The 23,167-nt window shown below is 61.6% G+C and carries 21 protein-coding genes; 10 read left to right on the top strand and 11 right to left on the bottom strand.

Annotation, left to right across the window (positions count from 1 at the left end):
* Positions 1 to 174 precede the first annotated feature (174 nt).
* On the top strand, positions 175 to 858 hold the full coding sequence (locus tag ACYQ14_RS02255) for a DUF502 domain-containing protein (RefSeq protein WP_459884408.1): 684 nt from the start codon (positions 175 to 177) through the stop codon (positions 856 to 858).
* 72 nt (positions 859 to 930) lie between these two features.
* Here the strand turns inward: ACYQ14_RS02255 and ACYQ14_RS02250 are convergent, their stop codons facing one another.
* On the bottom strand, positions 931 to 3,702 hold the full coding sequence (locus ACYQ14_RS02250) for a DEAD/DEAH box helicase (RefSeq protein WP_459884406.1): 2,772 nt from the start codon (positions 3,700 to 3,702) through the stop codon (positions 931 to 933).
* 82 nt (positions 3,703 to 3,784) lie between these two features.
* Positions 3,785 to 5,425 (bottom strand): ribonuclease H-like domain-containing protein, encoded by a 1,641-nt coding sequence (locus tag ACYQ14_RS02245; RefSeq protein WP_459884404.1) that lies wholly within the window; start codon positions 5,423 to 5,425, stop codon positions 3,785 to 3,787.
* A 246-nt stretch (positions 5,426 to 5,671) separates the two neighbouring features.
* Here ACYQ14_RS02245 and ACYQ14_RS02240 point away from each other — a divergent pair, with 246 nt between their 5' ends.
* The 4 genes from ACYQ14_RS02240 (at position 5,672) to ACYQ14_RS02225 (ending at position 8,679) form a co-directional block, all read left to right on the top strand.
* Positions 5,672 to 6,343 carry a TlpA family protein disulfide reductase gene (locus tag ACYQ14_RS02240; RefSeq protein WP_459884401.1) on the top strand — a complete coding sequence of 224 codons (672 nt, stop codon included), beginning with the start codon at positions 5,672 to 5,674 and terminating at the stop codon, positions 6,341 to 6,343.
* 143 nt (positions 6,344 to 6,486) lie between these two features.
* On the top strand, positions 6,487 to 7,503 hold the full coding sequence (gene thyA / locus ACYQ14_RS02235) for a thymidylate synthase (protein WP_459884399.1): 1,017 nt from the start codon (positions 6,487 to 6,489) through the stop codon (positions 7,501 to 7,503).
* Positions 7,500 to 8,066, top strand: a complete 567-nt coding sequence (locus tag ACYQ14_RS02230) for a dihydrofolate reductase (RefSeq protein WP_459884396.1) — start codon at positions 7,500 to 7,502, stop codon at positions 8,064 to 8,066. The genes thyA and ACYQ14_RS02230 overlap by 4 nt, the downstream gene beginning before the upstream one ends.
* A gap of 112 nt (positions 8,067 to 8,178) precedes the next feature.
* Entirely contained in the window at positions 8,179 to 8,679 is a 501-nt protein-coding gene (locus ACYQ14_RS02225; protein WP_459884393.1) for a small multi-drug export protein, read from the top strand.
* A gap of 103 nt (positions 8,680 to 8,782) precedes the next feature.
* Here ACYQ14_RS02225 and ACYQ14_RS02220 read toward each other — a convergent pair whose 3' ends face one another.
* Complete coding sequence (locus ACYQ14_RS02220; RefSeq protein WP_459884391.1) at positions 8,783 to 8,971, bottom strand: hypothetical protein; 189 nt, start codon at positions 8,969 to 8,971, stop codon at positions 8,783 to 8,785.
* Positions 8,972 to 9,050: 79 nt separating this feature from the next.
* Between ACYQ14_RS02220 and ACYQ14_RS02215 the strand changes: the two genes are divergently transcribed.
* Positions 9,051 to 11,249: a thioredoxin domain-containing protein gene (locus ACYQ14_RS02215; protein WP_459884389.1), complete on the top strand. Its 2,199-nt coding sequence runs from the start codon at positions 9,051 to 9,053 to the stop codon at positions 11,247 to 11,249.
* Positions 11,250 to 11,368: 119 nt separating this feature from the next.
* On the opposite strand, the gene ACYQ14_RS02210 is transcribed toward ACYQ14_RS02215, so the two are convergent.
* From ACYQ14_RS02210 to ACYQ14_RS02200, 3 genes are all read right to left on the bottom strand, one after another.
* Positions 11,369 to 11,752 carry a TlpA family protein disulfide reductase gene (locus tag ACYQ14_RS02210; RefSeq protein ID WP_459884387.1) on the bottom strand — a complete coding sequence of 128 codons (384 nt, stop codon included), beginning with the start codon at positions 11,750 to 11,752 and terminating at the stop codon, positions 11,369 to 11,371.
* A gap of 92 nt (positions 11,753 to 11,844) precedes the next feature.
* Positions 11,845 to 12,273, bottom strand: a complete 429-nt coding sequence (locus ACYQ14_RS02205) for a hypothetical protein (RefSeq protein ID WP_459884385.1) — start codon at positions 12,271 to 12,273, stop codon at positions 11,845 to 11,847.
* Between the two features lie 141 nt (positions 12,274 to 12,414).
* Positions 12,415 to 12,978: a thioredoxin family protein gene (locus tag ACYQ14_RS02200; protein ID WP_459884382.1), complete on the bottom strand. Its 564-nt coding sequence runs from the start codon at positions 12,976 to 12,978 to the stop codon at positions 12,415 to 12,417.
* 149 nt (positions 12,979 to 13,127) lie between these two features.
* Between ACYQ14_RS02200 and ACYQ14_RS02195 the strand changes: the two genes are divergently transcribed.
* The 4 genes from ACYQ14_RS02195 to ACYQ14_RS02180 all read left to right on the top strand — a co-directional run bounded on the left by ACYQ14_RS02195 (position 13,128) and on the right by ACYQ14_RS02180 (position 16,775).
* Entirely contained in the window at positions 13,128 to 13,709 is a 582-nt protein-coding gene (locus tag ACYQ14_RS02195) for a hypothetical protein (RefSeq protein WP_459884380.1), read from the top strand.
* Positions 13,710 to 13,836: 127 nt separating this feature from the next.
* The gene (locus ACYQ14_RS02190; protein WP_283837415.1) at positions 13,837 to 14,322 is read left to right on the top strand and encodes an Lrp/AsnC family transcriptional regulator; all 486 of its coding nucleotides are present in this window, start codon (positions 13,837 to 13,839) and stop codon (positions 14,320 to 14,322) included.
* Positions 14,319 to 15,500 (top strand): pyridoxal phosphate-dependent aminotransferase, encoded by a 1,182-nt coding sequence (locus ACYQ14_RS02185; RefSeq protein WP_459884378.1) that lies wholly within the window; start codon positions 14,319 to 14,321, stop codon positions 15,498 to 15,500. Before ACYQ14_RS02190 ends, ACYQ14_RS02185 begins: the two co-directional genes overlap by 4 nt.
* Before the next feature lie 51 nt (positions 15,501 to 15,551).
* The gene (locus ACYQ14_RS02180) at positions 15,552 to 16,775 is read left to right on the top strand and encodes a GNAT family N-acetyltransferase (protein WP_459884376.1); all 1,224 of its coding nucleotides are present in this window, start codon (positions 15,552 to 15,554) and stop codon (positions 16,773 to 16,775) included.
* Between the two features lie 168 nt (positions 16,776 to 16,943).
* On the opposite strand, the gene ACYQ14_RS02175 is transcribed toward ACYQ14_RS02180, so the two are convergent.
* From ACYQ14_RS02175 to ACYQ14_RS02155, 5 genes are all read right to left on the bottom strand, one after another.
* Positions 16,944 to 17,936, bottom strand: a complete 993-nt coding sequence (locus tag ACYQ14_RS02175) for an ABC transporter permease (RefSeq protein WP_345782535.1) — start codon at positions 17,934 to 17,936, stop codon at positions 16,944 to 16,946.
* A 35-nt stretch (positions 17,937 to 17,971) separates the two neighbouring features.
* A complete protein-coding gene (locus ACYQ14_RS02170) occupies positions 17,972 to 19,162 on the bottom strand; it encodes an ABC transporter permease (protein ID WP_459884374.1) in 1,191 nt (396 codons plus the stop codon).
* A complete protein-coding gene (locus ACYQ14_RS02165) occupies positions 19,159 to 20,760 on the bottom strand; it encodes an ABC transporter ATP-binding protein (protein ID WP_459884372.1) in 1,602 nt (533 codons plus the stop codon). Before ACYQ14_RS02165 ends, ACYQ14_RS02170 begins: the two co-directional genes overlap by 4 nt.
* 6 nt (positions 20,761 to 20,766) lie before the next feature.
* Positions 20,767 to 21,822, bottom strand: a complete 1,056-nt coding sequence (locus ACYQ14_RS02160; RefSeq protein WP_459884370.1) for a BMP family lipoprotein — start codon at positions 21,820 to 21,822, stop codon at positions 20,767 to 20,769.
* Positions 21,823 to 22,079: 257 nt separating this feature from the next.
* Complete coding sequence (locus tag ACYQ14_RS02155) at positions 22,080 to 23,060, bottom strand: nucleoside hydrolase (protein ID WP_459884368.1); 981 nt, start codon at positions 23,058 to 23,060, stop codon at positions 22,080 to 22,082.
* Between the last annotated feature and the right edge of the window lie 107 nt (positions 23,061 to 23,167).

Raw genomic sequence — 23,167 nt, 5'->3', positions numbered from 1 at the left:
AGCGTTGCTCTTTCTCGAGCCTAGAATATACACGTGCGTGGATAATTTAGAGAGCACGATCCGGGATATCCCTTTGACCCGGCTTCGCAATCTGGGTGCCAATCACAATCTACAAACAACAATCACAATATACTAACAACATCGTTGCGTACACGCACCCGTGATCTGGAGTCCATGAGCACGTGGAAGCGAGACTTCGCCAGCGGGCTCATCGTTCTCGGCCCGATTATCGCGACGTTGTTCATCTGTTATCTGCTCTATTCGTTCATCTCGAACCTCACGCCGGGCGTGGTGATCAACGCAGACCTCCTCGAGCCGTTTCTGCCCGGTATCGGCGACTCTGCCAGAGCACAGATCGCCAGATTGCTTCGGGTAATCACGTTTCTCACGTTTCTCGCCGTCCTGATGATCGCCTTCGGCCCGTTCCTGCGGACGAAACTGGGGGCACTGTTCGAAGATTTGATCGACTACGGCGCGAACCGCGTTCCCGGCCTCCGACTGGTCTACAACGCCTCGAAAACGGCGACCGAAACGACCATCGGCGAGAACGAATCGCTACAGACGCCGGTCAAGCTCGAGACCTGGAAGGGGTTCCGAATGACCGCGTTCAAAACGGGACAGACCACCGAAGACGATCGGGTGTTGCTCTTCTTACCCACCTCGCCCAACATCACCACCGGCTTCGTTCTCGAGGTCGATCACGACCACATCACGACGATCGACGAAACCGTCGAAGAGGCGCTTACTCGAGTTGTCAGTGCCGGATTCGGCGACGCGGATCGAGCCAAGACGGATCTCGAGAAGGGGACGGAAATTACGGTCATCGACGAGATGGCGATCGACCGAAAGGACGAGTAACCAGATCGGCTACCCCTTTCGGATGAACGCAATCTGAGAGTTCGGAGGAACGCAATCTGAGAGCTGACCACGCTACGAGTAGAAAAGCGGCGGTCGTCTGTCATCGTCCCAGTCTTTTGGCCCCTCGTCCGACTCGGTAGTCTCGTTCGAACTGGCCGGGTCAGGGTCGACCCCGTCCTTGGCTCCGATCAACGCGTCCAGAACGTCGATAGCGGCTCCGCGATGTAACGGTTGGTTGTCGTTTCCACACTGTTCGTCCATCACGCAGGCGGGACAGCCGTCGACTCGTCCGCACTCGCAGTCGGCGATGTGTTCTCGCGCGCGCCGTGCGACGGCTTCGTAGTTCTCGTAGATCGCCTTCGAGAACCCCAGTCCGCCCTCGATGCCGTCGTAAATGAACCAACCGCTCGAGGGCGTCCGCTCGAGTTCGGCCGCGGTCGCCCGAACCGTCGCCCTGGCAGCGGCGAGGTTTTTCGGCTTGTTGTCGCCCGGCGCCGCTGACTGGGTGGTGCCGTCGGCGCTCTCCGCCGACCCCTCTCCAGCTCCGCGATCTAAATGCGAATCGATCGTCAGGGTCGCGAGCCCGCCCAGATCGCGTTTATCGAGCATGAGCTCGAGTGGCGCGACACCGATCGTCGCGTGCTCGGCGGCGTGGAGTCCGGCGGCGTAGCCGAGGTGTGGAGTTTCGGCGAGCTCCGAGTCGAGATCGGGAACCGAAAAGTCGCGATACTTCTCGACGAGTTCCCGTTCGACCTCCCGAGGGACCTCGAGCCAGCACAGTTGGGTTTCCATCGACAGCGGCGGGTTGTCGGTCGGGACGCCCTGCGCTCGCCGTTTCCCGCCGTGGACCCCGACTTCGTCGTAAGTGCCGTGATAGACCAGTACCCGGCCACGCCCGTAGTGGAGTGTAAAGTCGCCAATGTCGCGGCGCTGTTGGGAGACCGCGTCCAGTACTGTGACGTCGCTTTGGGTGACCGTGTAGTAATCCACGTCCGTCGGCCGCACCGTGACGTGGGGCTTGGGGCCCTCGTGAACCACGTCACAGACCTCGTACTGACGACCTTCGTGGAGCCGGACGGCTCCCTCGTGGAAATCCCTGTACACCCGTTCGCGGGCGAGGGGCTCCATTTCCGGATCGTGTTTCTCGTCGACACCTTCGGCGAGTCGAACCTCGTACTCCTCGCCGCGTGTCGCGTACAGCGAAATCGTCGACTGTGGACGCGGCGGTCCGCGGTAGGAAACGCCCGTTTCGAGAACCCCCGTCAGCTTCCCCGCTCGTCGCCACATCTCGAGGGCGCGCTCGAGTCGCCCGCGGTCGGCGAACGAATCTACATCCCGCTCGTCAATGGCGAGTTCGTCGGCCGCACAAAGTAGGTGCTGGGCGAAGACCGCGTCGTTGCCGATGTCCGCGACAGCGTTTTCGACGGCAGATTCGAGCAAGAAATCGGGATTCGAAACGACGTACTGATCGAGGGTTCGGTGTTCGGCGACGAGCACCGACAGCGCGCGATCCGTCCCCCGCCCGGCGCGGCCGATCTGTTGCCAGAACGACTGGCGCTGGCCAGGATACCCCATCTGGACCGTCGCGTCCATCTCTCCCACGTTGATCCCGAGTTCGAGGGCGTTCGTCGACGCGACGCCGTCGAGCAACCCGTTTTTCAGCTGGTGTTCGGTTCCGTGGCGTTTTCGCCTCGAGTGACCCGCGTGGTACGGTTCGATGGCGCTTCCCCTGTCGGGGTCCGTGTAGTGTCGACGCCGGTCCTGTCGGTGCTGGCTCGCTCGCTTGACCGAGAGTTCGGCGAGCTTTCTCGAGGGTGTAAACAGAAGCGTCTGAGCGTCCTGGTACGCGAGGTGCGAGAGGAGCTTTGGCGACTCGACGGTCGCCGGAACGCGCTCTATGACCCCTTCGACGGCGTCGGAAGCCTCGCCCTCATCCGGAACGGCGTCCGCGCGTTCGCCGCCGTCTTCGGAACCGGCGTTCCCGTCCTCGCGCTCCCTCGGCGGCGGGTTCCAGAGGACGATATCACGGGGTCCCTTGGGGGAGCCGTCCTCGTCGACCACCGTCACCGGCTCGTCTATCAGTCCCTCGGAGTGCTCCCCGGGGTTTCCGATCGTCGCGCTCGTCATGACGAACTGGGGCTCCGATCCGTAGTACTCGAGGACGCGTCTGAGCCGTCGGAGAATCCAGGCGACGTGCATTCCGTGGACCCCCGTATAGGTGTGGGACTCGTCGATCACGACGAGGTCGCAAGCGGAGAAAAAGCGTGCCCAGCGATCGTGGTCGTGGAGGTAGGTGTTCACGCCCGCGAAATTCGAGATGATCACGTCCGCCTCCTCCCGGATTTGGCGTCGCTCGGTGCCGCGTTCGGTGTCCCCGTCGTAGACTCGAACCGTGATGTCGAGCCCTAATTGATCGTAGAAATCGTTGAGTTCGCGCTCCTGGTCCCTCGAGAGGGCTTTCGTCGGATACAGAACGTAGGCCGTCGAGTCGCCGCGTTCGTTCTCCGCTGACCGGCGTCTGGCCTCGAGGTAGTTCCGGGCGATTTCGAGCGCGTAGATCCGCGTTTTGCCGGAGGACGTACTCGTCGCGACGCAGACGTTTTCGCCGCGCTCGAGCGCCTCGAGGGCTTCAGCCTGATGGACGTAACAGTCGTGTTCCAGCGGGTCGGCGAGTTCGGGCTCGAGTAGCTCCTCGTTCGACACCGTTTCCGCCTCGCGGCCCGGTCGCTCGAGGACAGTTACATCCTCGGGGTCGCGATACCGCGGGAAGCTCTCGAGCAACTTATCGCCGGTTATCGGCCCCTCAAGGGGCGACGCGTCCGTTTCCTGCGGGCTATTAGTCATGGGTTCGGATACTCGTCGGTTCGATTACTCGCGTGATCCGGTACTCTCGCGCTCGGCATCAGTCGGCTTCGCGGGCCTGCCATCAGAAATCACCGAGTCCGGTCTGGGAGCCGGCGGTCGTCGATTCGTTTGTCGAAACGGTCCCATCATTTGCCGCCGTTGTTTGGTCCACAGCGGGTTTGGGGGCGGTTCGAAGCTGTTCGTAAACGTGCCACAGCGCCCGGCAATCGTCCTCGCAGTAGGCCTCGTGGCGATCCCACTCGAGTTCCGTTCCGGTTCGGATAAATCGCTGGTAGGCCGCCGCCGTCTGCGCGCCGTCGAGGCCGGTATCCGCCCCCTCGTACTCAAGCGCCGCCGAGACGTCCTCGAGGGTGTTCGTCCGGCCGGGAAGCACCGCGTTCTCGTTGCCGACGGCCCAGCCGTAGAGATCCAGCTTCGCCACGCCGTCCCAGGCGTCGACGTATCTGGGAACGTATCGGTTGAGAAACGACTCGAGGTGTCGGTAATCGAACCGCCAGCCGTTCCAGGTCAGGAGCGCCCGATCGGGATGAACCCCGAACAGCCAGCCGCAAAAGCGCTCGAGAACTGGGCCGGGATCCTCCGGGCTCGATCGCTCGACGAACGCGTGGTATTCATCGACCGCGGGATCGTAGACGCCGATCTGCCAGATGATCGTCGGCGAGAGTCCGTCGGTTTCGATGTCGAGACACAGCGGCGACCCAGGGTGCGTTCCGCCGGGTAGCGGCTCGTCCGAGAGGCGGCGCGGTTCTCCCGACTCGAGCACCCGCGCGTGCTGGTGCATCCGCAGTGCCGTTTGGCGGCCAATACCCGATATCGACGAGAGCGTCTCGATCGGCGTCTCGAGGAGTTCGGCTCTGGTCGTTACGCCTTGCTTCTCGAGGCGGATGGCGGTTTTCGGTCCGATTCCGGAAACGGCCTCGAGGCCGAAGGCGTCCGCGGAGAGCGTTTCGACATCGGTCACGTCGGCTGAACCGGATTCGGTAGTATCTGCAGTCCCGGATTCGGGCCGATCAGCGGAGCCGAGAGTTACCGCCGAAATCGATCCCGCCGTTCCGTACCCCTCTCGAGGGCCGATTCCGACGATTCGAACGCCGACGGCGGTTTCGGTGGACGGATGTGGCGTCGTTATCGCGTCATCACCTTCGGTTCCGACTCCCAACACGGCACCGGTGTCTGCCTCGAGTCGCCAAACCTCGTCGTATCCGGCGGCGAGTCCGCCGCTCATGATGGTCATCGTCTCGCCGGCGGGAAGCGCCGCGGCCAGTTGGGATCGATAGGAGAGGTCGGTCTCGAGCGCCGTCGGCCGAACCGTCGTCGTCACGTCGTCACAGACGACAGCGGCGACTGGATCCGTGTTCTCGAGCTGTCGATCGAGGGTCGGGTCGGCGTCGGATCGAGTCGGTTCGGCGTCCGCAAGCCCGTTGACGGAGCGAGCGATGAGGAGCGAATAGCGGTCCGGTTCCCCCTGTCGAATCGAATGCCGTTGAACTTGTTCAGCGGCGTCCATCAGGGGCGGGTGGACGACCGGAACGTCGAACGCGTGTCGCGCTCGAGCGTCCGCTTGCGGCGCGCGTTCCGGACCGTGGACCAACACGATATCCGGTTCGAAGTACGCTCGAGCGTCTCGCAAGGCCGTGAGCGAGCGACTCGAGAGAACGGATGGCGAGAGCACGAGCACGCGCGGGCCGTCGCGAGTACGCATCGGTGGTCGGAAGGCCGCCCGCGACTATGAGGGTTTGGAGATCGGAGTGAAAGTATACTGCCAGCTGTAACTATGGAAAGATTCTCGGACCCCGGGGCGTCAAGAATTGTGAACGACGGACAGCCGGCAGTATATATCGAGTCCGGGTGGACCGTCTCGCGCCCGCCGAGGCGAACAGAGCGATTGAGCATTGGACTAACGGCCGTTCTCCAGCACGCTTTTTTCAGCCGGGGCCAATGTTTCGACATGGATCCGAATCGGCCGGCGAAAGACTCGAGCGGGCGAGCCACTCGATCCCCGCAACCTCGAAACGGTGGGTGGTCCGGTGTCGCTCGTCGCCAGTATCTCCGCGCTTCGACGGCGATGGGAGTAGGAGCGTTGGCGGCGTTCGCCGGGTGTCTCGACGACGGTTCGGACTCGGATCCGGACGACGACAGATCGGAAAGCGAGACGAGCGGCTCCGGCCCGAGTCCGCCGTTCGATATCAGAACGATCGACGCCCGCGGGAGCGAGAGTGGGGAGAGTACGATCCCCGAAGAGGACACGATACTCGTCGTCAGCTTTTCGAGAACCCAGTGTCCGACCAGCGAGGGGCAAGTTTCCGACATGTCCGAGGCGTTCGCCGAAGTGACGACGGATTCGGTCCAGTTTCTCACGGTCAACGACTGGACGAGGGGACCGGCGGATACCGACGAGGAACTGGCCGAGTGGTGGGAGACGGAAACCGACGGCGAGTGGCTCCTCGGGATCGACGAAGGCGGTGTGGCCAGCGATTACTACGACGCCGTGAGCTTGCCCGAGACAATCGTGATCGATGGAGACGGAGAAGTCTCCTGGAGTTACTCCGGAGAGAGCGGATCGAGTCGGCTTCTCGGGGCAATCGACGACGCGGTCAACGCCGAGGACGAAACGGAGTAACCGCTCAACGGAAGCGATTCGCGGGGAAAACCGGAGTGGACCCGTGGAGGGTATTCGACCCGAACGTCCGCGGTCGCGACTCGGCGCGAGCGACCGGCAGAATCGAGGCGATTTTATGGTGTCCCAGTCGAGACAAATGTATAATGCGTCAGTACCTCGAGCTAGTCGATTCGGTTCTCTCGGAGGGGACACACAAGCCGAACAGAACCGGCGTCGACACGATTTCGTCGTTTAGCGAGCACTACGAGGTCGATCTACAGGAGGGGTATCCATTGCTGACGACCAAAGCGATGGACGGCTACCGGTGGAACTCGATGATCCACGAGGTCTGCTGGTACCTCTCCGGTGAGGAACACATCAAGAACCTCCGCAAGGAGACGAAGATCTGGGACGCGTGGGCCGATGAGGAAGGCAAACTCGACACCGCCTACGGCCGGTTCTGGCGTCGGTATCCGATTCCAGCTGAGAAGAGCCAACTCGAGGGCGAGTCCTGGCCAGAGGAAAGTCACCGCTGGGTTAGCGAGGAGGCAGACGGTCGGCGGACATTCGATCAGCTTCAGTACGTCGTCGATACACTTTCGGATAGCCCGAACTCGCGTCGGCTCGTCGTCAACGCCTGGCATCCCGCCAACGCCGCCGTCTCGACGTTGCCGCCGTGTCACTACTCCTACGTCTTCAACGTTCAGGGTGACCGGCTCAACTGTCACCTCACACAGCGCTCGGGCGACGTTGCACTCGGTGTTCCGTTCAACATCGCCGCGTACGCGCTTTTGACGAAAGTGATCGCCAATCAGACCGGGTTCGAACCCGGTACCTTCGCCCACACGGTCGTCGACTCGCACGTCTACTGCGGTCGGGGCGATCGGGGGAACTGGTACGCAGACAACCTCGAGACGCTTCAATCTCGCCTGGCCAACGTCGACGACCGCGAAGGTTTCCGGGAGGTCAAGTCGTGGCTCGAGGCCGAAGCTCCCGACGAGTCCGAGGGCGACGAACGGCTCGACCACGTGCCGGGGCTACTCGAGCAGCTCGCTCGGGAGCCACTCGAGCGCCCGACGCTCGAGGTCGCCGACGCGTCGATCGATGAACTGACCGCCGAAGACGTCTCGCTCGAGGACTACGAGTCCCACGACGGACTCGAGTTCGCGGTCGCCGAATGAGCGGGAATGAGAAACGGTGTGGCGGAATTGACGGCAGAAGCCTCGAGACCGAACTCGAACTCGTCGGCATCGTCGCCGTCGCTAAAAACGGTGTCATCGGCAAGGACGGCGACATGCCCTGGCACGTTCCCGAGGATCTGGCACACTTCAAGGAGACGACGATGGATCACCCGATCATCATGGGCCGGGTGACCTATGAGGGAATCCTCGAGGCGCTCGGCGAACCGCTCCCGGGGCGCACGACGATCGTATTGACGAGTCGGGATCTCGAGACGCCCGAAAACGCCGTCGTGGCCAATAGTCTTGAGGACGCGCTCAAGGCGGCCCAAACGGCGGCTCGAGAGCGCCACGGCGGGACCGAGCGCGCGTTCGTCGCTGGCGGGGCGACGGTCTACGAGCAGCTCCTCCCCGCACTCGATCGGCTGGTCGTTACCGAAATCCACGACGAGCCTGACGGCGATACGCACTTTCCCGAGTGGGATCGCGACGGCGAGTGGGAGGAACTCGTGCGCGACGAGCGAGACGGGTTCTCGTTTCTCGAGCACGCCCGTGTGAAGCGCTAACTCGGCTATCAACGCGCCGATTGCGTCAACTATTTGAATTCTGTGCGTCCTTTAGACGGATAGAGTACTTCCCCCGCCTACCGTCGAATCGAACTCCCCGCCGAGACTCACAATGACCCTCCTTCCACTGCTGATCGACGTCGGAACGAACCTCGAGGAAGCGTCCGGCTTCCTGCAGTACCTCCTCGTATTCGTGTTCGCCGCGATACCCGTCATCGAAATCCTCTTCGTGATCCCCGTCGCGATCGGGATCGGGCTCAACCCGGTTCTGACGGGCGTCTTCGCGTTCGCGGGAAACGTCGCCTCGGTCTACGTCTTAATTCTCTTCCAGCAACGAATCGCGAACTGGTGGGCCAGCCGCCGCGACGCGCCGCCCAAAGAGCGAAGCGACCGGTACGCTCGAGCCCGCCGCGTGTGGGAGCGGTACGGACTCCCCGGACTCTCGCTGGGCGGGGTCGTCCTGACCGGCGTTCACATCGCCGCGCTGGTCGCGCTTGCGGCGGGAAGTCGCGCTCGAGACGTGGCCGGCTGGATGACGATCAGCATCGCCCTCTGGACGGTCGCGCTGGTCGTCGCCTCCGTCTACGGGCTCTCGCTTCTCGGACTCGTTTGAACGGTCTCGAGTCAGCTCGTCTCTCACGGATCGTACTGAACCGCATTTTACGTCCGGAAAGCCCCGGCCGGATCGGCCCCTTTCGATCCCGCCCACAACGACCTCACGGCTCACGGGTCACTTCGTTCCCCGCTCGAATCATCGAGGTACTCACTTCGTTCGCACCTCGTACTCCCCAGCCGACTCGTTCGTTCGTAGACTCACTCACTCGCCCCTTGCGAAGGAACGAGGCGTCCTCGCCACTGACGGCTCGGACGCCTCGAGAGCGCGCCAGAAACGGGAAATCACTCATATCTCGAGATGAGTGATTTGAGCATCGCGATATCCGCAAGCCCGCCGTGTTTTTACAGCTCCCGGGCTTACGTCGAGGCATGACCCAACCAACCGAGCGCAATCGGCTCTCCGAGGAACAGAGCCCCTACCTGCGCCAGCACGCGGACAACCCCGTCAACTGGCAACCGTGGGACGAGCAGGCCCTCGAGGCCGCCCGGGAACACGACGTACCCATCTTCCTCTCGGTCGGCTACTCGGCGTGTCACTGGTGTCACGTCATGGAGTCGGAAAGTTTCGCCGACGAGGAGGTCGCCAAGGTGCTAAACGAGAACTTCGTCCCGATCAAGGTCGACCGGGAGGAGCGCCCGGACGTCGACAGCGTCTACATGACCGTTTCCCAGCTTGTGACGGGCCGGGGAGGCTGGCCGCTCTCGGCGTGGTTGACTCCCGAAGGCAAGCCCTTCTACGTCGGAACCTACTTCCCGAAGGAGGAAAAGCGGGGCATGCCTGGCTTTCTGGACCTCCTCGAGAAGACGAGCGGCTCGTGGAATCAGGATCGCGAGGAGGTCGAGAACCGTGCCGAGAAGTGGACCGCCGCGGCGAAAGATCAACTCGAGGAGACGGCGGGTCCCGACCGAACGGGTGGAGGCGTCGGAGACGGCGAATCCGCACCACCCTCGAGCGATACCCTCGAGAGCGCGGCCCAGAGCGCGCTCCGAAGCACCGATCGTCGGTACGGCGGGTTCGGCTCCGACGGGCCGAAATTCCCCCAGCCCGCTCGGCTCCACATCCTCGCTCGAGCGGCCGACCGATCGGATCGCGACGGCTACCGCGAGGTACTCGAGGAGACCCTAGACGCCATGGTCGAGGGCGGCCTCTACGACCACGTCGGCGGCGGCTTCCACCGCTACTGCGTCGATCGGGATTGGACGATTCCTCACTTCGAGAAGATGCTCTATGACAACGCCGAGATTCCGCGGGCGTTGCTCGCAGGCTACCAGCTCACCGGTAGGGAGCGCTACGCCGATATCGTCGAGGAAACGCTCGAGTTCGTCGAACGAGAACTCACCCACGACGACGGCGGCTTCTTCAGCACGCTCGACGCCCAGAGCAGAGACGAGGACGGCCAGAAGGAAGAGGGCGTGTTCTACGTCTGGACACCCGAAGAAGTCGAGGCGGTTCTCGAGGACGAGGAAACCGCGGAACTCGTCTGTGCGGGATACGACATCACCTCCTCGGGGAACTTCGAGGGATCGAACGTGCTGAACCGGACCGCGACCGCGGCGGAACTCACAGAGCAGTTCGAGCTGTCCGAAGACGAGGTCGAACGGCGACTCGAGGAAGCCCTCGAGACTCTCTACGACGCGCGTGAGCAACGCCCTCGACCCAACCGCGACGAGAAGATCCTCGCGGGCTGGAACGGGATGATGATCTCGGCGTTCGCCGAATCCGCACTCGTGCTCGGCGAGGACGGCCACGCGGAGACGGCGACCGACGCCCTCGGGTTCGCCCGCGAAACCCTCTGGGACGAGGAAACAGGGCGGCTTTCCCGACGGTACAAAGACGGTGACGTTGCCATTGAGGGCTACCTCGAGGACTACGCGTTCCTCGCCCGCGGAGCCCTCCACTGCTACGAAGCAACCGGCGATCTCGAGCACCTCGCGTTCGCGCTTGAGCTCGCAGAGACCATCGAGGACGAGTTCTGGGACGCGGAACAAGAAACGCTGTATTACACCCCCGAAAGCGGCGAGTCGCTGGTGACCCGGCCCCAGGAACTCGACGACAGTTCGACGCCCTCCTCGACGGGCGTCGCCGTCGAGACCCTGCTCGCGCTCGAGGACGTGGCAGCTCCCGACTCGGGCTTCGGCGAAATCGCGGCGACCACGCTCGAGACTCACGCGGCGACGATCGAGTCTAATCCGCTCCAGTACGCGACGCTTTGTCTCGCCGCGGATCGACTCGAAAGCGGCCTCCTCGAGCTCACCGTTGCCGCCTCGGAGCTGCCCGAGGCGTGGCGAGACCGACTCGGCGAACGGTATCTTCCCGACCGACTCCTCGCTCGACGGCCGTCGACCGACGAGGAACTCGAAACGTGGCTCGATCGGCTCGACCTCGAGGAGCCGCCGGCGATCTGGGCGGGTCGGGAGGCCCGAGACGGCGAACCGACGCTGTACGTCTGTCGAGACCGGGCGTGTTCACCGCCGACGACGGATATCGACGAGGCCCTCGAGTATCTGGAAGATCGACAACCAACGGGCGAAATTGGCGGTATCGACGACGAGAACGTGCCGTTTTAATCCTCGGATCGGAGAACGTCGACCGATTTCTTCGACTGTCCTCGGACGGCACTGCTCCTGGCTGTGGATGTTGATCGGACACGAACGGACAAGAATATGCGCTGTTCGCTCTCCGAACGTTATTCTGCCGTCTCGAGCGTCGCCTCGAGCTGGTCGGCGAGCCAGACAGCCGGCGGTCGATCCTCGGATTCGACGAAGCGAGTTACCTCCTCGCCGTCGTCGTCTTCGACGACGACCGTCGGGATGTATTCGATGTCGTACTCCTCGACACCGGGGCCCTGTTTGTCCTCGTCAACGGCGATTTCCTCGATGCGATCCTCGGGAACGTCCGCGGCCTCAAGGGCCGCGCCGAAGTCGGGGAGAAGCTTTCGGCAGTCCTTACACCAGTCGCCGCCCCAGACCTTGTAGGTTAGTTCGTCGTTGTGCGCTTCGAGCGTATCGACGGTCTCCTCGTAGGACGGGGCGTCCCACGTCGGATTCGGCTGCATGGTCTCGAGACTCATGGACTCGAGTTGTGCGCCCGGCGGCTTAACGCCCGCGCTTCTGGCAGGTGTTTCGAACGCTGTCGAGATGCCGGCAGCGGGACGTGGCGCGATCACTCGGCGGCGACCGCGAGGACGGATACGATCGCAGCGGCACCGATCACGTAGAGGCCGAGTCGCGGTTCCATCTCCGCCGAACCGATCCCCGCCGCGAAGACGACGCGCTCGGTCGCGACCACGTACCCGATCGAGCCTGCCCCCAACCCCTGCATAACGCCGCCCAGCGAAACGAGCCAGCTCGAGACGATCGCTCCGAGGAGTGCGAGCAGCGACCCGCCGACGACGAGTAGGACGACCCCGTAGACCGCTTCCGGATCGCCGTGCGCTGTGACCTCGGAGAGCACCTCGAGAAGCGTGTACTCCGTCTGTCGAGTCCCGAAGCCGCCGACCGATTCGGTGACCCGGAGATAGGGAAACACCAGCGAGAGAAGCCCGAGCGCACCGCCAAGAATTCCGAAGAGTCGCCATCCCTGGTTAGTCATAGCCACGGATCTATCCCCCCAGAGCTTGAACATTACTATCTTCAGGGTTTCGTGGCGATCGAATGGCTACTCGAGCTGACGACTACCTGAGAAGATCAACCTACGAAACGGTTCCGGACGATTGAACAGGACGGCTCCCAGCTATTCCTCGACCCACTTGATCGAACAGCCCTGCGAGGGCTTCCACTCGAGGTCGACATCCTCGCCGGCAAGGATTGCGTCGATGGCCTCGCGAATGTGGAACCGGGTCGGTTCGTCCTCGGGGTTCATCGCATCGTCGAGGCGTCCCTGGTAGGCGAGTCGGAACTCCCCGTCACTGCTTTCGAAGAGGAACGGATCCGGCGTACAGACCGCGCCGTACTCCGCGGCGACCGACTGGCTCTCGTCTCGCAGGTAGGCGTCGAAGTCTATCGGGCCCTCCGCGGCGTACTCGCGCATCTTCTCGAGCGAGTCTTCGGGATACTCTTCGGTGTCGTTGGGGTTGATTCCGACGACGGCAACATCGTCGTACTCCTCTGCCAGGTCGTTCATCAGATCGAACTTGGCTTTGGCGTACGGACAGTGGTTACAGGTAAAGACAACCAACAGGGCCTCGTGTTCCGCGAACGACTCGAGCGTATGCGTGGCTCCGTCGGCACCCTCGAGTTCGAACGGGGGCGCGGCGTCACCTTCGTCCAGTTCTGTCTCGGACTCTTTCAGGACCATACCCGGTGGGTTTCATCCGTCGACCCTTAAGTATCGGGTTCGCCGCCGCCATCTTGAAGCAAGACGAGATTGAGGGGGCCGACGCAAGACGAGTCTCGAGGGGGCCGCGACGACTCACCTATTTGTACCCCCCGCAACATCCATGTCGTATGAAGTCACTCGAGGTCACGGACGAGCAGTACGCGTTCGTACAGCATCTCCGCGAGGAAATTTCGGAACAGGTCGTCGGCAAATACGGTCACGTTCGCGAGAAAGACGCCGTGCAGTTCCTGATCGACAATCTCGACGGGGACCTCGAGATGGACGGCGAGTTCGAAGCGGCAGATGTCTCGACGGAACCGATCGAGGATGGTGAGGAGTTAGACGACCTCGAGGAGGTTTCCTACGACGAATCCGAAGAGGGAGGTTCGGACGCAGAGCCAGCGAATGAGAGTTCGGAAGCCGACGGTAGCGACGAAGGTGGTGAAGGCGACGGAGCTGAAGACGTAGCTGAGGCGGAAGGGGCCGGCGAGGTCGACGGCGACGAAAACGCCGACGACGAAAGCGGTGGTGCCGCCGACGACGACGATATGTTAGACGAGATGATGAGTCTGCTCGAGACCCACGACGACAAGTGGGAGGAATCGTCGTCGGGCGACCATCGCTACAGCGTCGAACTCCCGGATGGATCGACCGAAGAGGTCCAGACGAAAGACGACGTTCGGGCGATTCTTTTCAAGAAGTATCGATAGTCTCCGGTCTTCGTGATTTGGTGACCGTCTGACCGACGAGTTTGCGAGGCCGGCTCTTGGCCGATGCGTTTGGGAGTGACCGACACGAGTCCGGAAGAAATTTACTCGCGCTCATGCATCCGTCCGTATGAGCGAACGCGAGGTTCTCGAGTTGCTCCGTGAGAACGCGCGATACAGCACTGCGGATATCGCGCGAATGACCGACCTCGAGGAGTCGGCGGTCGAAGAGACGATCGAGTCACTTGAGGAGGCAGGTGTGATCTGTGGCTATCAGCCGGTCGTCGACTGGGACGAACTCGAGGACGAGCGGGTCCGCGCGGAAGTCGAGTTGAACGTCATGCTCGACCGCGAAACCGGCTACGGAGACATCGCGGAGCGTCTCGCGCGGTTTCCGCAAGTAACCGCCTTGCGACTGGTCAGCGGCGACTACGACTTCGATATGGAGGTCGAAGGGGACTCCATCCGCGAGGTGTCCCAATTCATCAGCGAGAAGGTCGCACCCGTCCCCGAGATCACCCAGACGGTCACCCACTACGTGATGACCTCCTACAAGGAAAACGGAATCGAGCTCGGCGACGGCGACGACGACGATAGACTCTCGGTATCCCCATGACGATCGAGCTGTCTGACCGCGTCGAATCGGTTGGGCCGTCCGGGATCCGCCGGTTCTTCGAAATCGCCGAGGAGCGCGACGACGTCATCTCGCTGGGTGTCGGCGAACCGGACTTTTCGACCCCCTGGGCCGCTCGAGACGCGGCTATCGCCTCCCTCGAGCAGGGCAAGACGTCCTACACGGCCAATCGCGGAAAACGCGAGCTTCGCGAAGCCATTTCGAGATACGTCGAGCGCTTCGACCTCGAGTACGGTGCCGACGAGGAGATACTCGTGACGGCCGGAGCCAGCGAGGCCGTCGACCTGGCGTTTCGAGCCATCGTCGACCCCGGTGATACGGTTGCGGTCGCCCAACCGTCCTACATCTCCTACGAACCCGGCGTCATCTTCGCCGGCGGCGAAGTGCTTTCGGTTCCGACCCGCGAAGCGGACGACTTTCGGCTCACCGTCGAGGAACTCGAACGCGCCGGCGCGGCAGACGCGGACGTGCTCGTGATCTGTTACCCGAACAATCCGACGGGAGCAATCATGACGCGGGCGGATCTCGAGCCGATCGCCGCCTTCGCTCGAGAGCACGACCTGACGGTACTTTCCGACGAAATCTACGCGGAACTCACCTACGACGACACCGACCATACCTCTATCGCGTCGCTCGAGGGGATGCGCGAGCGAACCATCGTCTTCAACGGGTTCTCGAAGGCCCACGCGATGACGGGGCTCCGACTGGGCTACGCGCTCGGCCCCGCCGAGGCGATCGGCGCGATGAACCGGATCCACCAGTACACGATGCTTTCGGCACCGACGACGCCCCAGTACGCGGCCCTCGAGGCGCTCGATAGCTGCGAAGACGATGTCCGAAAGATGGTCGATCAGTACGACCGGCGGCGGCGGTTCGTCCTCTCACGGTTTCGTGAGATCGGCATGGCGTGTTTCGAGGCAAAGGGGGCGTTTTACGTCTTCCCCGAAGTTCCATCGGGATGGACCGCAGAGGAGTTCGCCGAGGAACTGTTGCACGACCAGGGCGTCGCGGCCGTTCCGGGCGACGTGTTCGGTGACGGCGCTGAAGGCCATCTCCGGGTTTCCTACGCGACCGGTCTCGAGGATCTCAAGGAAGCGCTGAATCGGATCGAGGCGTTTCTCGAGGAACGCGACGAGGTCGCGCCCATCGATAACTCGTAACCGATTTGACTATTCGCCACGTTATTGATTTTCCGGCCCGTTTGCGAGCGTATGGTCGACTATCGTCCCCTTCCGGACGAACACAAGCGGGTCTTTTTCGAGTACACGAACTACGCGTTCTCCCCGCAGAAGGGTCCGGTAGAGTACGATTCGGAAGAGCACGACACGCCGCGGTTCAATCTGGGATCGTCTCGCGGCCTCTACAGGGAAGGTGAATCCGACGAGGACCCGCTCGTCGTCTGTCGACAGTACTGGCTCGAGGCGAACGTTCGCGGCGAGCGCCATTCAGTCGCCGGACTCGCGGGAGTCGCCTCTCCCCCGGAATCTCGCCGGAAGGGGTTGGTTCGAAAACTCCTCGAGTGTTCGCTCGAGGAGTATCGAGACCGGAACCGGGCCGTGTCCGTTCTCTGGCCGTTTCAGTACGACTTCTACCGGAAGTACGGCTGGGACACGGCCAACGATCGCATGAGCTACGACTGTGAACCTGCCGCGCTCGCGTTCGCGACTGCGGCGGTCGACGACCCGGATTTCGTCGCCGTCGGTTCCGATTCGTACGGATCGCTTGACGACGTGTATAGACGACACTCGAGCGAGTACGCTCTCACGCTCGAGCGAGACGAGGCGTGGTGGCGACATCGCATCCTCTCCAATCACGGCACGGACCCGTTCGTGTACGCGCTCGAACGCGATGGGTCAATTTCGGGGTATCTCGTGTACACGATCGATGGCGAATGGGAGTCCCGAACGATGGCCGTCCAGGAGATGGTATTCGACGACCACGACGCGTTTCTCTCCCTTCTCTCGTTCTGTCACACGCACGATTCGCAGGTCGAGACGGTCGAGCTACCCGGTCCCGTGGATTCGAAGCTTCTCGATCTCACGCCGAAACCCGAGGCCGTCGACTGTACCGTCGAAACGGGACCGATGGTCCGCATCGTGGACGTCGAATCGGCGCTTTCGATGGTCACGTATCCGGTCGCAGAATCGTCCGGAACGACCCGCCGACTAACGCTTTCCGTCTCTGATCCGCTAGTCGAGTGGAACGACGGGTGCTTCGAACTCGAGGTTGCGAAAGGGGAGGCGACCTGCGAACGAACCAGTGGTCAGGCTGACGCCGAACTCGATATCGGCGCGCTCTCACAGCTGTTGGTCGGGACCCGTTCCGCACGCGACCTCGAGCGAGTCGGACGGCTTCGAACCGCATCCGAAGCGGAACTCGAGCGTCTCGAGGCGCTATTTCCGGAAACCAAGGTCTATCTCCGAGAGCATTTTTGACGACGCTTCGAAGACGCTCGAGCGGTGTATTTTCGGTCCGTATCGTCAGTCGGCTCGACGAGTCGACTGGCATCGCTGGATCGTGGGTTCGAGTGTCGAACGGAAACTGAAGGCCGAAACGAAAATCGGGTCGAAACGGGGCGAACGACAGAACAAGAGCGGAGTCACTCAGTCGTCGGATTCGTAGTGGTCACCGGCGGACGAGGGCATCTGAGTTTTCCCGACGAACGCGAGGACGACGAGTACCGTGACGTAGGGGATTATCCCGATGAGTCTCGAGGAGACGTCGAATCCGGCGATCTGTTGAACTTGGATCTGGAGGGCCTCGAGACCGGCGAAGAGGAACGACGCGAAGAACGCCGCGATCGGATTGTAGTTGCCGATCAGGTACGCCGTGAGTCCGATGAACCCGCGGCCGTCCATCATCGTGTCGCCGCTCCCGACGAACTGGCCGACCGTGAGCGCCATTCCGGCCCCGCCGATTCCACAATAGACGCCCGAAAGCAGAACGCCGGCGTATCGGACCTTCCGAACGTCGACTCCCGCCGTATCGAGCGATTTCGGGTCCTCACCGCTCGCCTCGATCCACATCCCGAACGTGGTTCGATTGAGGAGGTACCACGAGACGGGAACCGCGATAATGAGCAGTATCACGGGCGGCGTCGCGACGAACAGACCGCCGATTACCGGGAGGTCGGAGAGACCGGGAATCGCCCATGCGGAGAACGAGCCGACGCTCGGACTGTTCGTCTGATCCCAGATGATGTAACTCGCGAACGGGGCGAACCCGAGCGCGATCAACCAGACTGCGAGCCCGGCGATGATCTGGTCGGCCTTGAATTCGATGCAGACGATCGCGAACAGCAGTGCGACCACCGTGCTTGCGACGACCGCGAACGCGAACGCGAGCCAAATGCTCGCGCCGATCGGGGTAACTGAAAGCGCGTACAGACTTGCAATTGCGCCAAAGGCACCGATGATGAGCAGGCCTTCGAGTCCGATGTTGATGACTCCGGCTTTTTCGGCGAAGATACCGCCCATCGCGGCGAACCCGATGGGAACCGTAAGTCGCAACGCCGAAGAGATGGACGACGAACCCACGAGGCCGACGGTCCAGAGGGCGAAGATGAACAGTCCGACGAAAACGGCTCCGAGAGCCATTGCATCCCGCCTGGAAATTTCGATTGTCGGTTTCTTCACGCCTCTTCACCTCCGCTTGCCCCAACCGGGTCGGACCCGAATCCGGACCACTTGCCGAGCATTCGGAAGAACTCGGGCATCGCGATGAAGAGGATGATCAGTCCGCGAAGCACGTCGACGAGTTCGTTCGGCACGCCGAGTGAGAGATCGATCGCGACGCTCCCGCTTTTAAGGCCGCCGAAAAGGAGCGACGCAGGGATAACGCCGATCGGGTTGTTTCCAGCGAGAATGGAGACCGCGATTCCGTCGAACCCGAGCGCTGGGATGCCGGATTGCCAGCGGTACTGGACCATCATGACGTAAATGGCACCGGCAACGCCACCGAGTGCGCCCGAAAGGGTCATGCTGGTCACGATATTTCGTTTGGCGTTGACGCCACTGTACTCGGCGGCGGTCTCCTGAATGCCACTCGTACGTAGTTCGTAGCCGAGGATGGTCCGCGTGTACAGCAGGGAGATCCCGACCGCGACGAGTAACGCGCCGATCAGCGCGTACATCGAAAACCGAGAGTCGCTGATAGACGTCGGGAATCGAGCAACCGAGGGGATCGTCTCGGTCAGAACCGAGTCTGACGTCAGATCACCAACATGATTCTGGACAAGATATAACGCGACTCCGGTCGCGATGAAGTTGAGCATGATCGTCGTGATCACCTCGTGTGCGTCAGCGTAGGCTTTCATCAGCCCCGGGATCATTCCCCAGATCCCGCCGGCAAGCGCCCCGGCGGCGATTCCGACCGGGATAACGATGACCATGCCGACGACGTTTTGCGGAACGAGCTGGCCGAGTTCGAGCACGACTAGTGCAGTCGCCAGTGCGCCCAGAACCATCTGACCTTGCGTTCCGATGTTGAACAGTCCGGCCCGGAAGGCAACAGCAACCGAGAGTCCGGTAAACAGCAACAGTGTCGTCTCCTGTAAGGTCCGTCCGATCCCGCTCGAGGAGCCGAACGCGCCCTCGAGCATCGTCCAGTACACCTCGAGTGGGTTGTAACAGCCGTAGCCGACCCCCGGCAAGAGAACGAACGGGTCGTCGCACTCGGTGACGAATCCCGAGACGAGTACGAGAACCGCTCCGACGGCGACCGCGAACAGAAGCGAGGCGATACTGATGACGATCCGTTCGACCGGCGAGGCGTCGACGAGTCGATCGAGCGCCGCGCTGATGCTCGTTGGTAGTCTGCTCATGCGGATTCTCGCCTCCGAACTCGAGCACTGTCGACGTCCATACCCGTCGGTCGTTCACCGGCCATCAGCAGGCCGAGTTCCTCTTCGGAAACGTCCGCCGGATCGACGATACCAACGATGTCGCCGTCGTACATGACCGCAATCCGATCCGAGAGCCGCCTGACTTCCTCGAGTTTCGAGGAGACGAGCAACACCCCTTTTCCGTCCGCTCGGAGGTCCAACAATCGATCGTGGATGAACTCGATGCTTCCGATGTCGACGCCTCGAGTCGGTTGCGATGCGATGACGAGCGACGGATCGCGCTCGAACTCGCGGCCGACGATGAACTTCTGTTGGTTGCCACCAGAAAGCGAGTGCGCTTCGGCCGACGGGTCGGGCGGTCGAACGTCGTACTCGTCGATCACGTCGTCGACGTAATCTTCGGCGCTTTCCCAGTCGATCCGCCACCCGTTGGAAAACTCCGGGAGACGTTGACAACCGAGAATTCCGTTTCGACGGAGCTCATACTCCATGACGAGACTTCGCTTTTGGCGGTCCTCGGCAATGTATGCCATTCCCATTCCGATCCTGTCGGCGCGCGATACGTCGGTAATCTCCGTCCCGTCGAACGTAATCGATCCATCGGAGGGAGTCTGAAGGCCCGTGATGGTCTCGACGAGTTCGGATTGACCGTTGCCGTCGACTCCGGCAATTCCGATCACTTCACCTTCGTGGACGCTGAAGTCGACTCCATCGACCACCGTCACGCCCCGCTCATCCTCGACGGTCACTTCCTCGACCTCCAGGATCGGATTGCCGCGCTCGACATCCGGTTTGTCTACCTCAAGCAGAACGTCTCTGCCGACCATCATCCGGGCGAGATCCTCGCGTGATGCGTTTTCGGCCGAAACGGTGTCCACTAGTTCGCCGTCCCGGAGGACGCTGATGTCGTCTGCCGCGTGCAACGCTTCGCTGAGTTTGTGCGTGATGAAAATTATCGTCTTCCCCTCGGCGATCAGCTCCTCGAGAATGCCGAACAATCCATCGACCTCTTGGGGCGTAAGCACCGCAGTCGGTTCGTCGAGAATCAAGATGTCGGATCCTCGATAAAGGGTCTTGAGAATTTCGACGCGCTGTTGTTCTCCGACGCTTATATCCTGAATACGTTTGGTCGGATCCAGGTCGAAGCCGTACTGTTTTGCAAGCGCTTTCGTCTCCTCGATAGCTTTCTTTCGGTCGGTTGCGAGTCCGCCCCACTTGGTTGGCTCGTCGCCCAGGACGACGTTTTCGGCGACGGTCATCGTGTCCACGAGCATGAAGTGCTGGTGGATCATCCCGATTCCGGCCTCCATCGCGTCGCGAGGGCCGTCGAATTCGCGTCGCTCACCGTGGATCCACACGGACCCCTCGGTCGGTTCGTAGAGCCCGTACAGAACGTTCATCAACGTGGTCTTTCCGGCACCGTTCTCGCCGATGAGCGCGTGAATCGTCCCCGACTCGACTTCGAAATCGACATCATCATTCGCGATGACTCCCGGAAACCGTTTCGTAATTCCGTCCAGATGGACGGCGAGGTTTCCAGTTCGTGTACGATTTGATGACTCGTCGTCAACGTTCATCTGAATCTAGAGATCGTCGAGGTTGTCCGGGACGTCGATATCGCCGTCAATAATCTGCTGGCGGGAGTCTTCGAGTGCGTCGACGATATCGTCGGGAAGGTCGTCCTCGAAGTCCTGTCCGATAACCGCGTCGACGCCGTCCTCCTCGAGACCGAGGTCGTTGGTATCTCCGCCCTCGAACTCGTCCTCGACCACGGATTCGATCGAGTCGTAGACGGCGTTATCGACGCGTTTGATCATACTAGCGACGATGACATCGCTTGATTCCTCGGCGCTCAGTGACTGGTCATCGTCGACGCCGATCGCGAACCGTTCGTACGATTGGGCCGACTCGAAGACGCCACCACCGGTACCGCCCGCGGAGTGATAGACGACATCCGCGCCGTCTTCGTACATCCCGTTTGCGATCTCCTGTCCCGTCGACGGATCGTCCCAGCTCCCGGCGTACGCGGACGGTGTTTCGATAGAGTCGTCCACGTACTCTGCACCGGCGATGTAGCCAGCCTCGAATCGCTCGATAAGCGATGTCTCTTCGCCACCGACGAATCCGACGATGGAGTCATCGGGGTTCGTTTCGCCGCCAGCGTGTGCGTATTCGGTCTCGGTCAGGAGCCCTGCGAGATGTCCAACTTGGAAGGACCCTTCGTGTTCGCGGAAGACGTAACTGTCGACGTTATCGGCGTCGACAACTGCGTCGATAATGACGAACCGCTGGTCGTCGAATTCATCGGCGTTCTCGATCAGATCGGTTTCGTGGTCGAAACCGATACAACAGACCAGGTCGATATCCTCGTCCCCTGCGAACTGCCGCTGCATATCGTTCATATCCGCGACGGTATCCGGCTCGGCATCCTGGTAGTCGATATCGAAGTCTGATTCGGCGTCTTCGATGCCAGAGTACGCCATGTCGTTGAACGATTCGTCGCCCAGCCCCCCGGTCGAGTAGACGATGCCAACAGTGACATCCGCTTCGTCGTCACCGTCTCCGTTGTCAACTAAACACCCGGCCATTCCCGCGGTTGCTCCCACCCCAACTGACGTGAGAAAGGTTCGTCGTTCCATAACAGTTATGAATCAAACCGAACCATCTTATATTTTCTGAACGAGGTTTTAGCTATCCCCAACCGATCGCCTAAATTCAGTTGTTATATTTACATCCTAAACCCTATTTCCGAAAGTTATCGGTGGTACCTACACGTGTTTGTGTACGTGTGTTTCAAGCACGTTTCGTCGGCCGAATACAGTAGTCGGGTCCTCGAGACGAATTCCATCCGGCACGCCCGAACAGTCGGGGGCCGATACGACGGACGACGGATTGATCACCCGGAGTAGTGAGGGTCCCCGTGCCGGTACATATCGAGCATCATCTGCTCGAATCTATCGCCGTCGACCGACTCGATCACGCAGGTTCGGGCCTCTCCGTCGGTGACCTCGAGTTCGTCCACCAGACTGTATCCCCGCGTCGGACCTTCGCGGTCGTCGACTTCGACGTAGTACGTTTTGGCTTCTTCGATGATATCCGGCTCGAGGAGCGTCGCGAGAGTCATCGAGTCCGGTTGGGTCGTGACGTCCGCGCCGAGAGCGTCGTCGTCGGATTGGGCGTTGAACTCGCGGACGGCTTCCGTGATCGTCACGTAAAAGTCGGCCAACTGGGTGTCTATCGACTCGACTTCTTCGAACACGTCGCGTTCGAACAACGAGTCACGCACCGTGACGCCCCAATCGACGAGGGTCGTCTCGAACGCCTCGATCACCATCCGAGCCGCGTCGGGGTCGACCCAGAAGTTGTACTCGGCCGCCGGGGTGATGTTCCCCAGCGTGTTGACGGCTCCGCCCATGATCCAGACGCCGTCGAGCAGTTCGGGAAGATCCGGCTCGCGCTGGAGTGCCAGTGCGACGTTCGTCAACGGAGCGATGCAGGCTAACGTTATCTCGCCGGGGTTCTCTCGAGCCATCCGGACGATGTAATCGACCGCGTGCTCGTCGGCCGATGGAACTCCCGTCTCGGGGAAGAGGTCGCCGCCGAGTCCACCCTCCCCGTGGACGTATTCTGCGAAGTCGTACTCCTTGAGCAACGGCGAACGCGCGCCTTCGTAGACGGGTGTATCTTCGGCCGCCCCGGCAAGCTCGAGCGTGTATTTTGCGTTTTCGACCTGGTACTCGAACGGAACGTTTCCCGTACAGATCGTAACGCCCTCGAGCGAGACGCGATCAGAGAGCGCCGCGAGCAAAATCGCCTGTGTGTCGTCACCGGCAGTGTCCGTATCCAGAATCAGTCGTCGGGTTTCCGTCGTACTCATACGACACCAGTTGCGAGCGCGAGTACAAATATGTCACCTTCTTCGGATAAAAGTGAGATTTTGTGTACAAATAGAAACGTTTCTTTCCGAGCCGCACAGATGAACGC

The organism is Halostagnicola bangensis (assembly GCF_054653435.1).
Note: the sequence above shows the minus strand (reverse complement) of the source record. Positions and strands in the feature narration are given on the sequence as shown.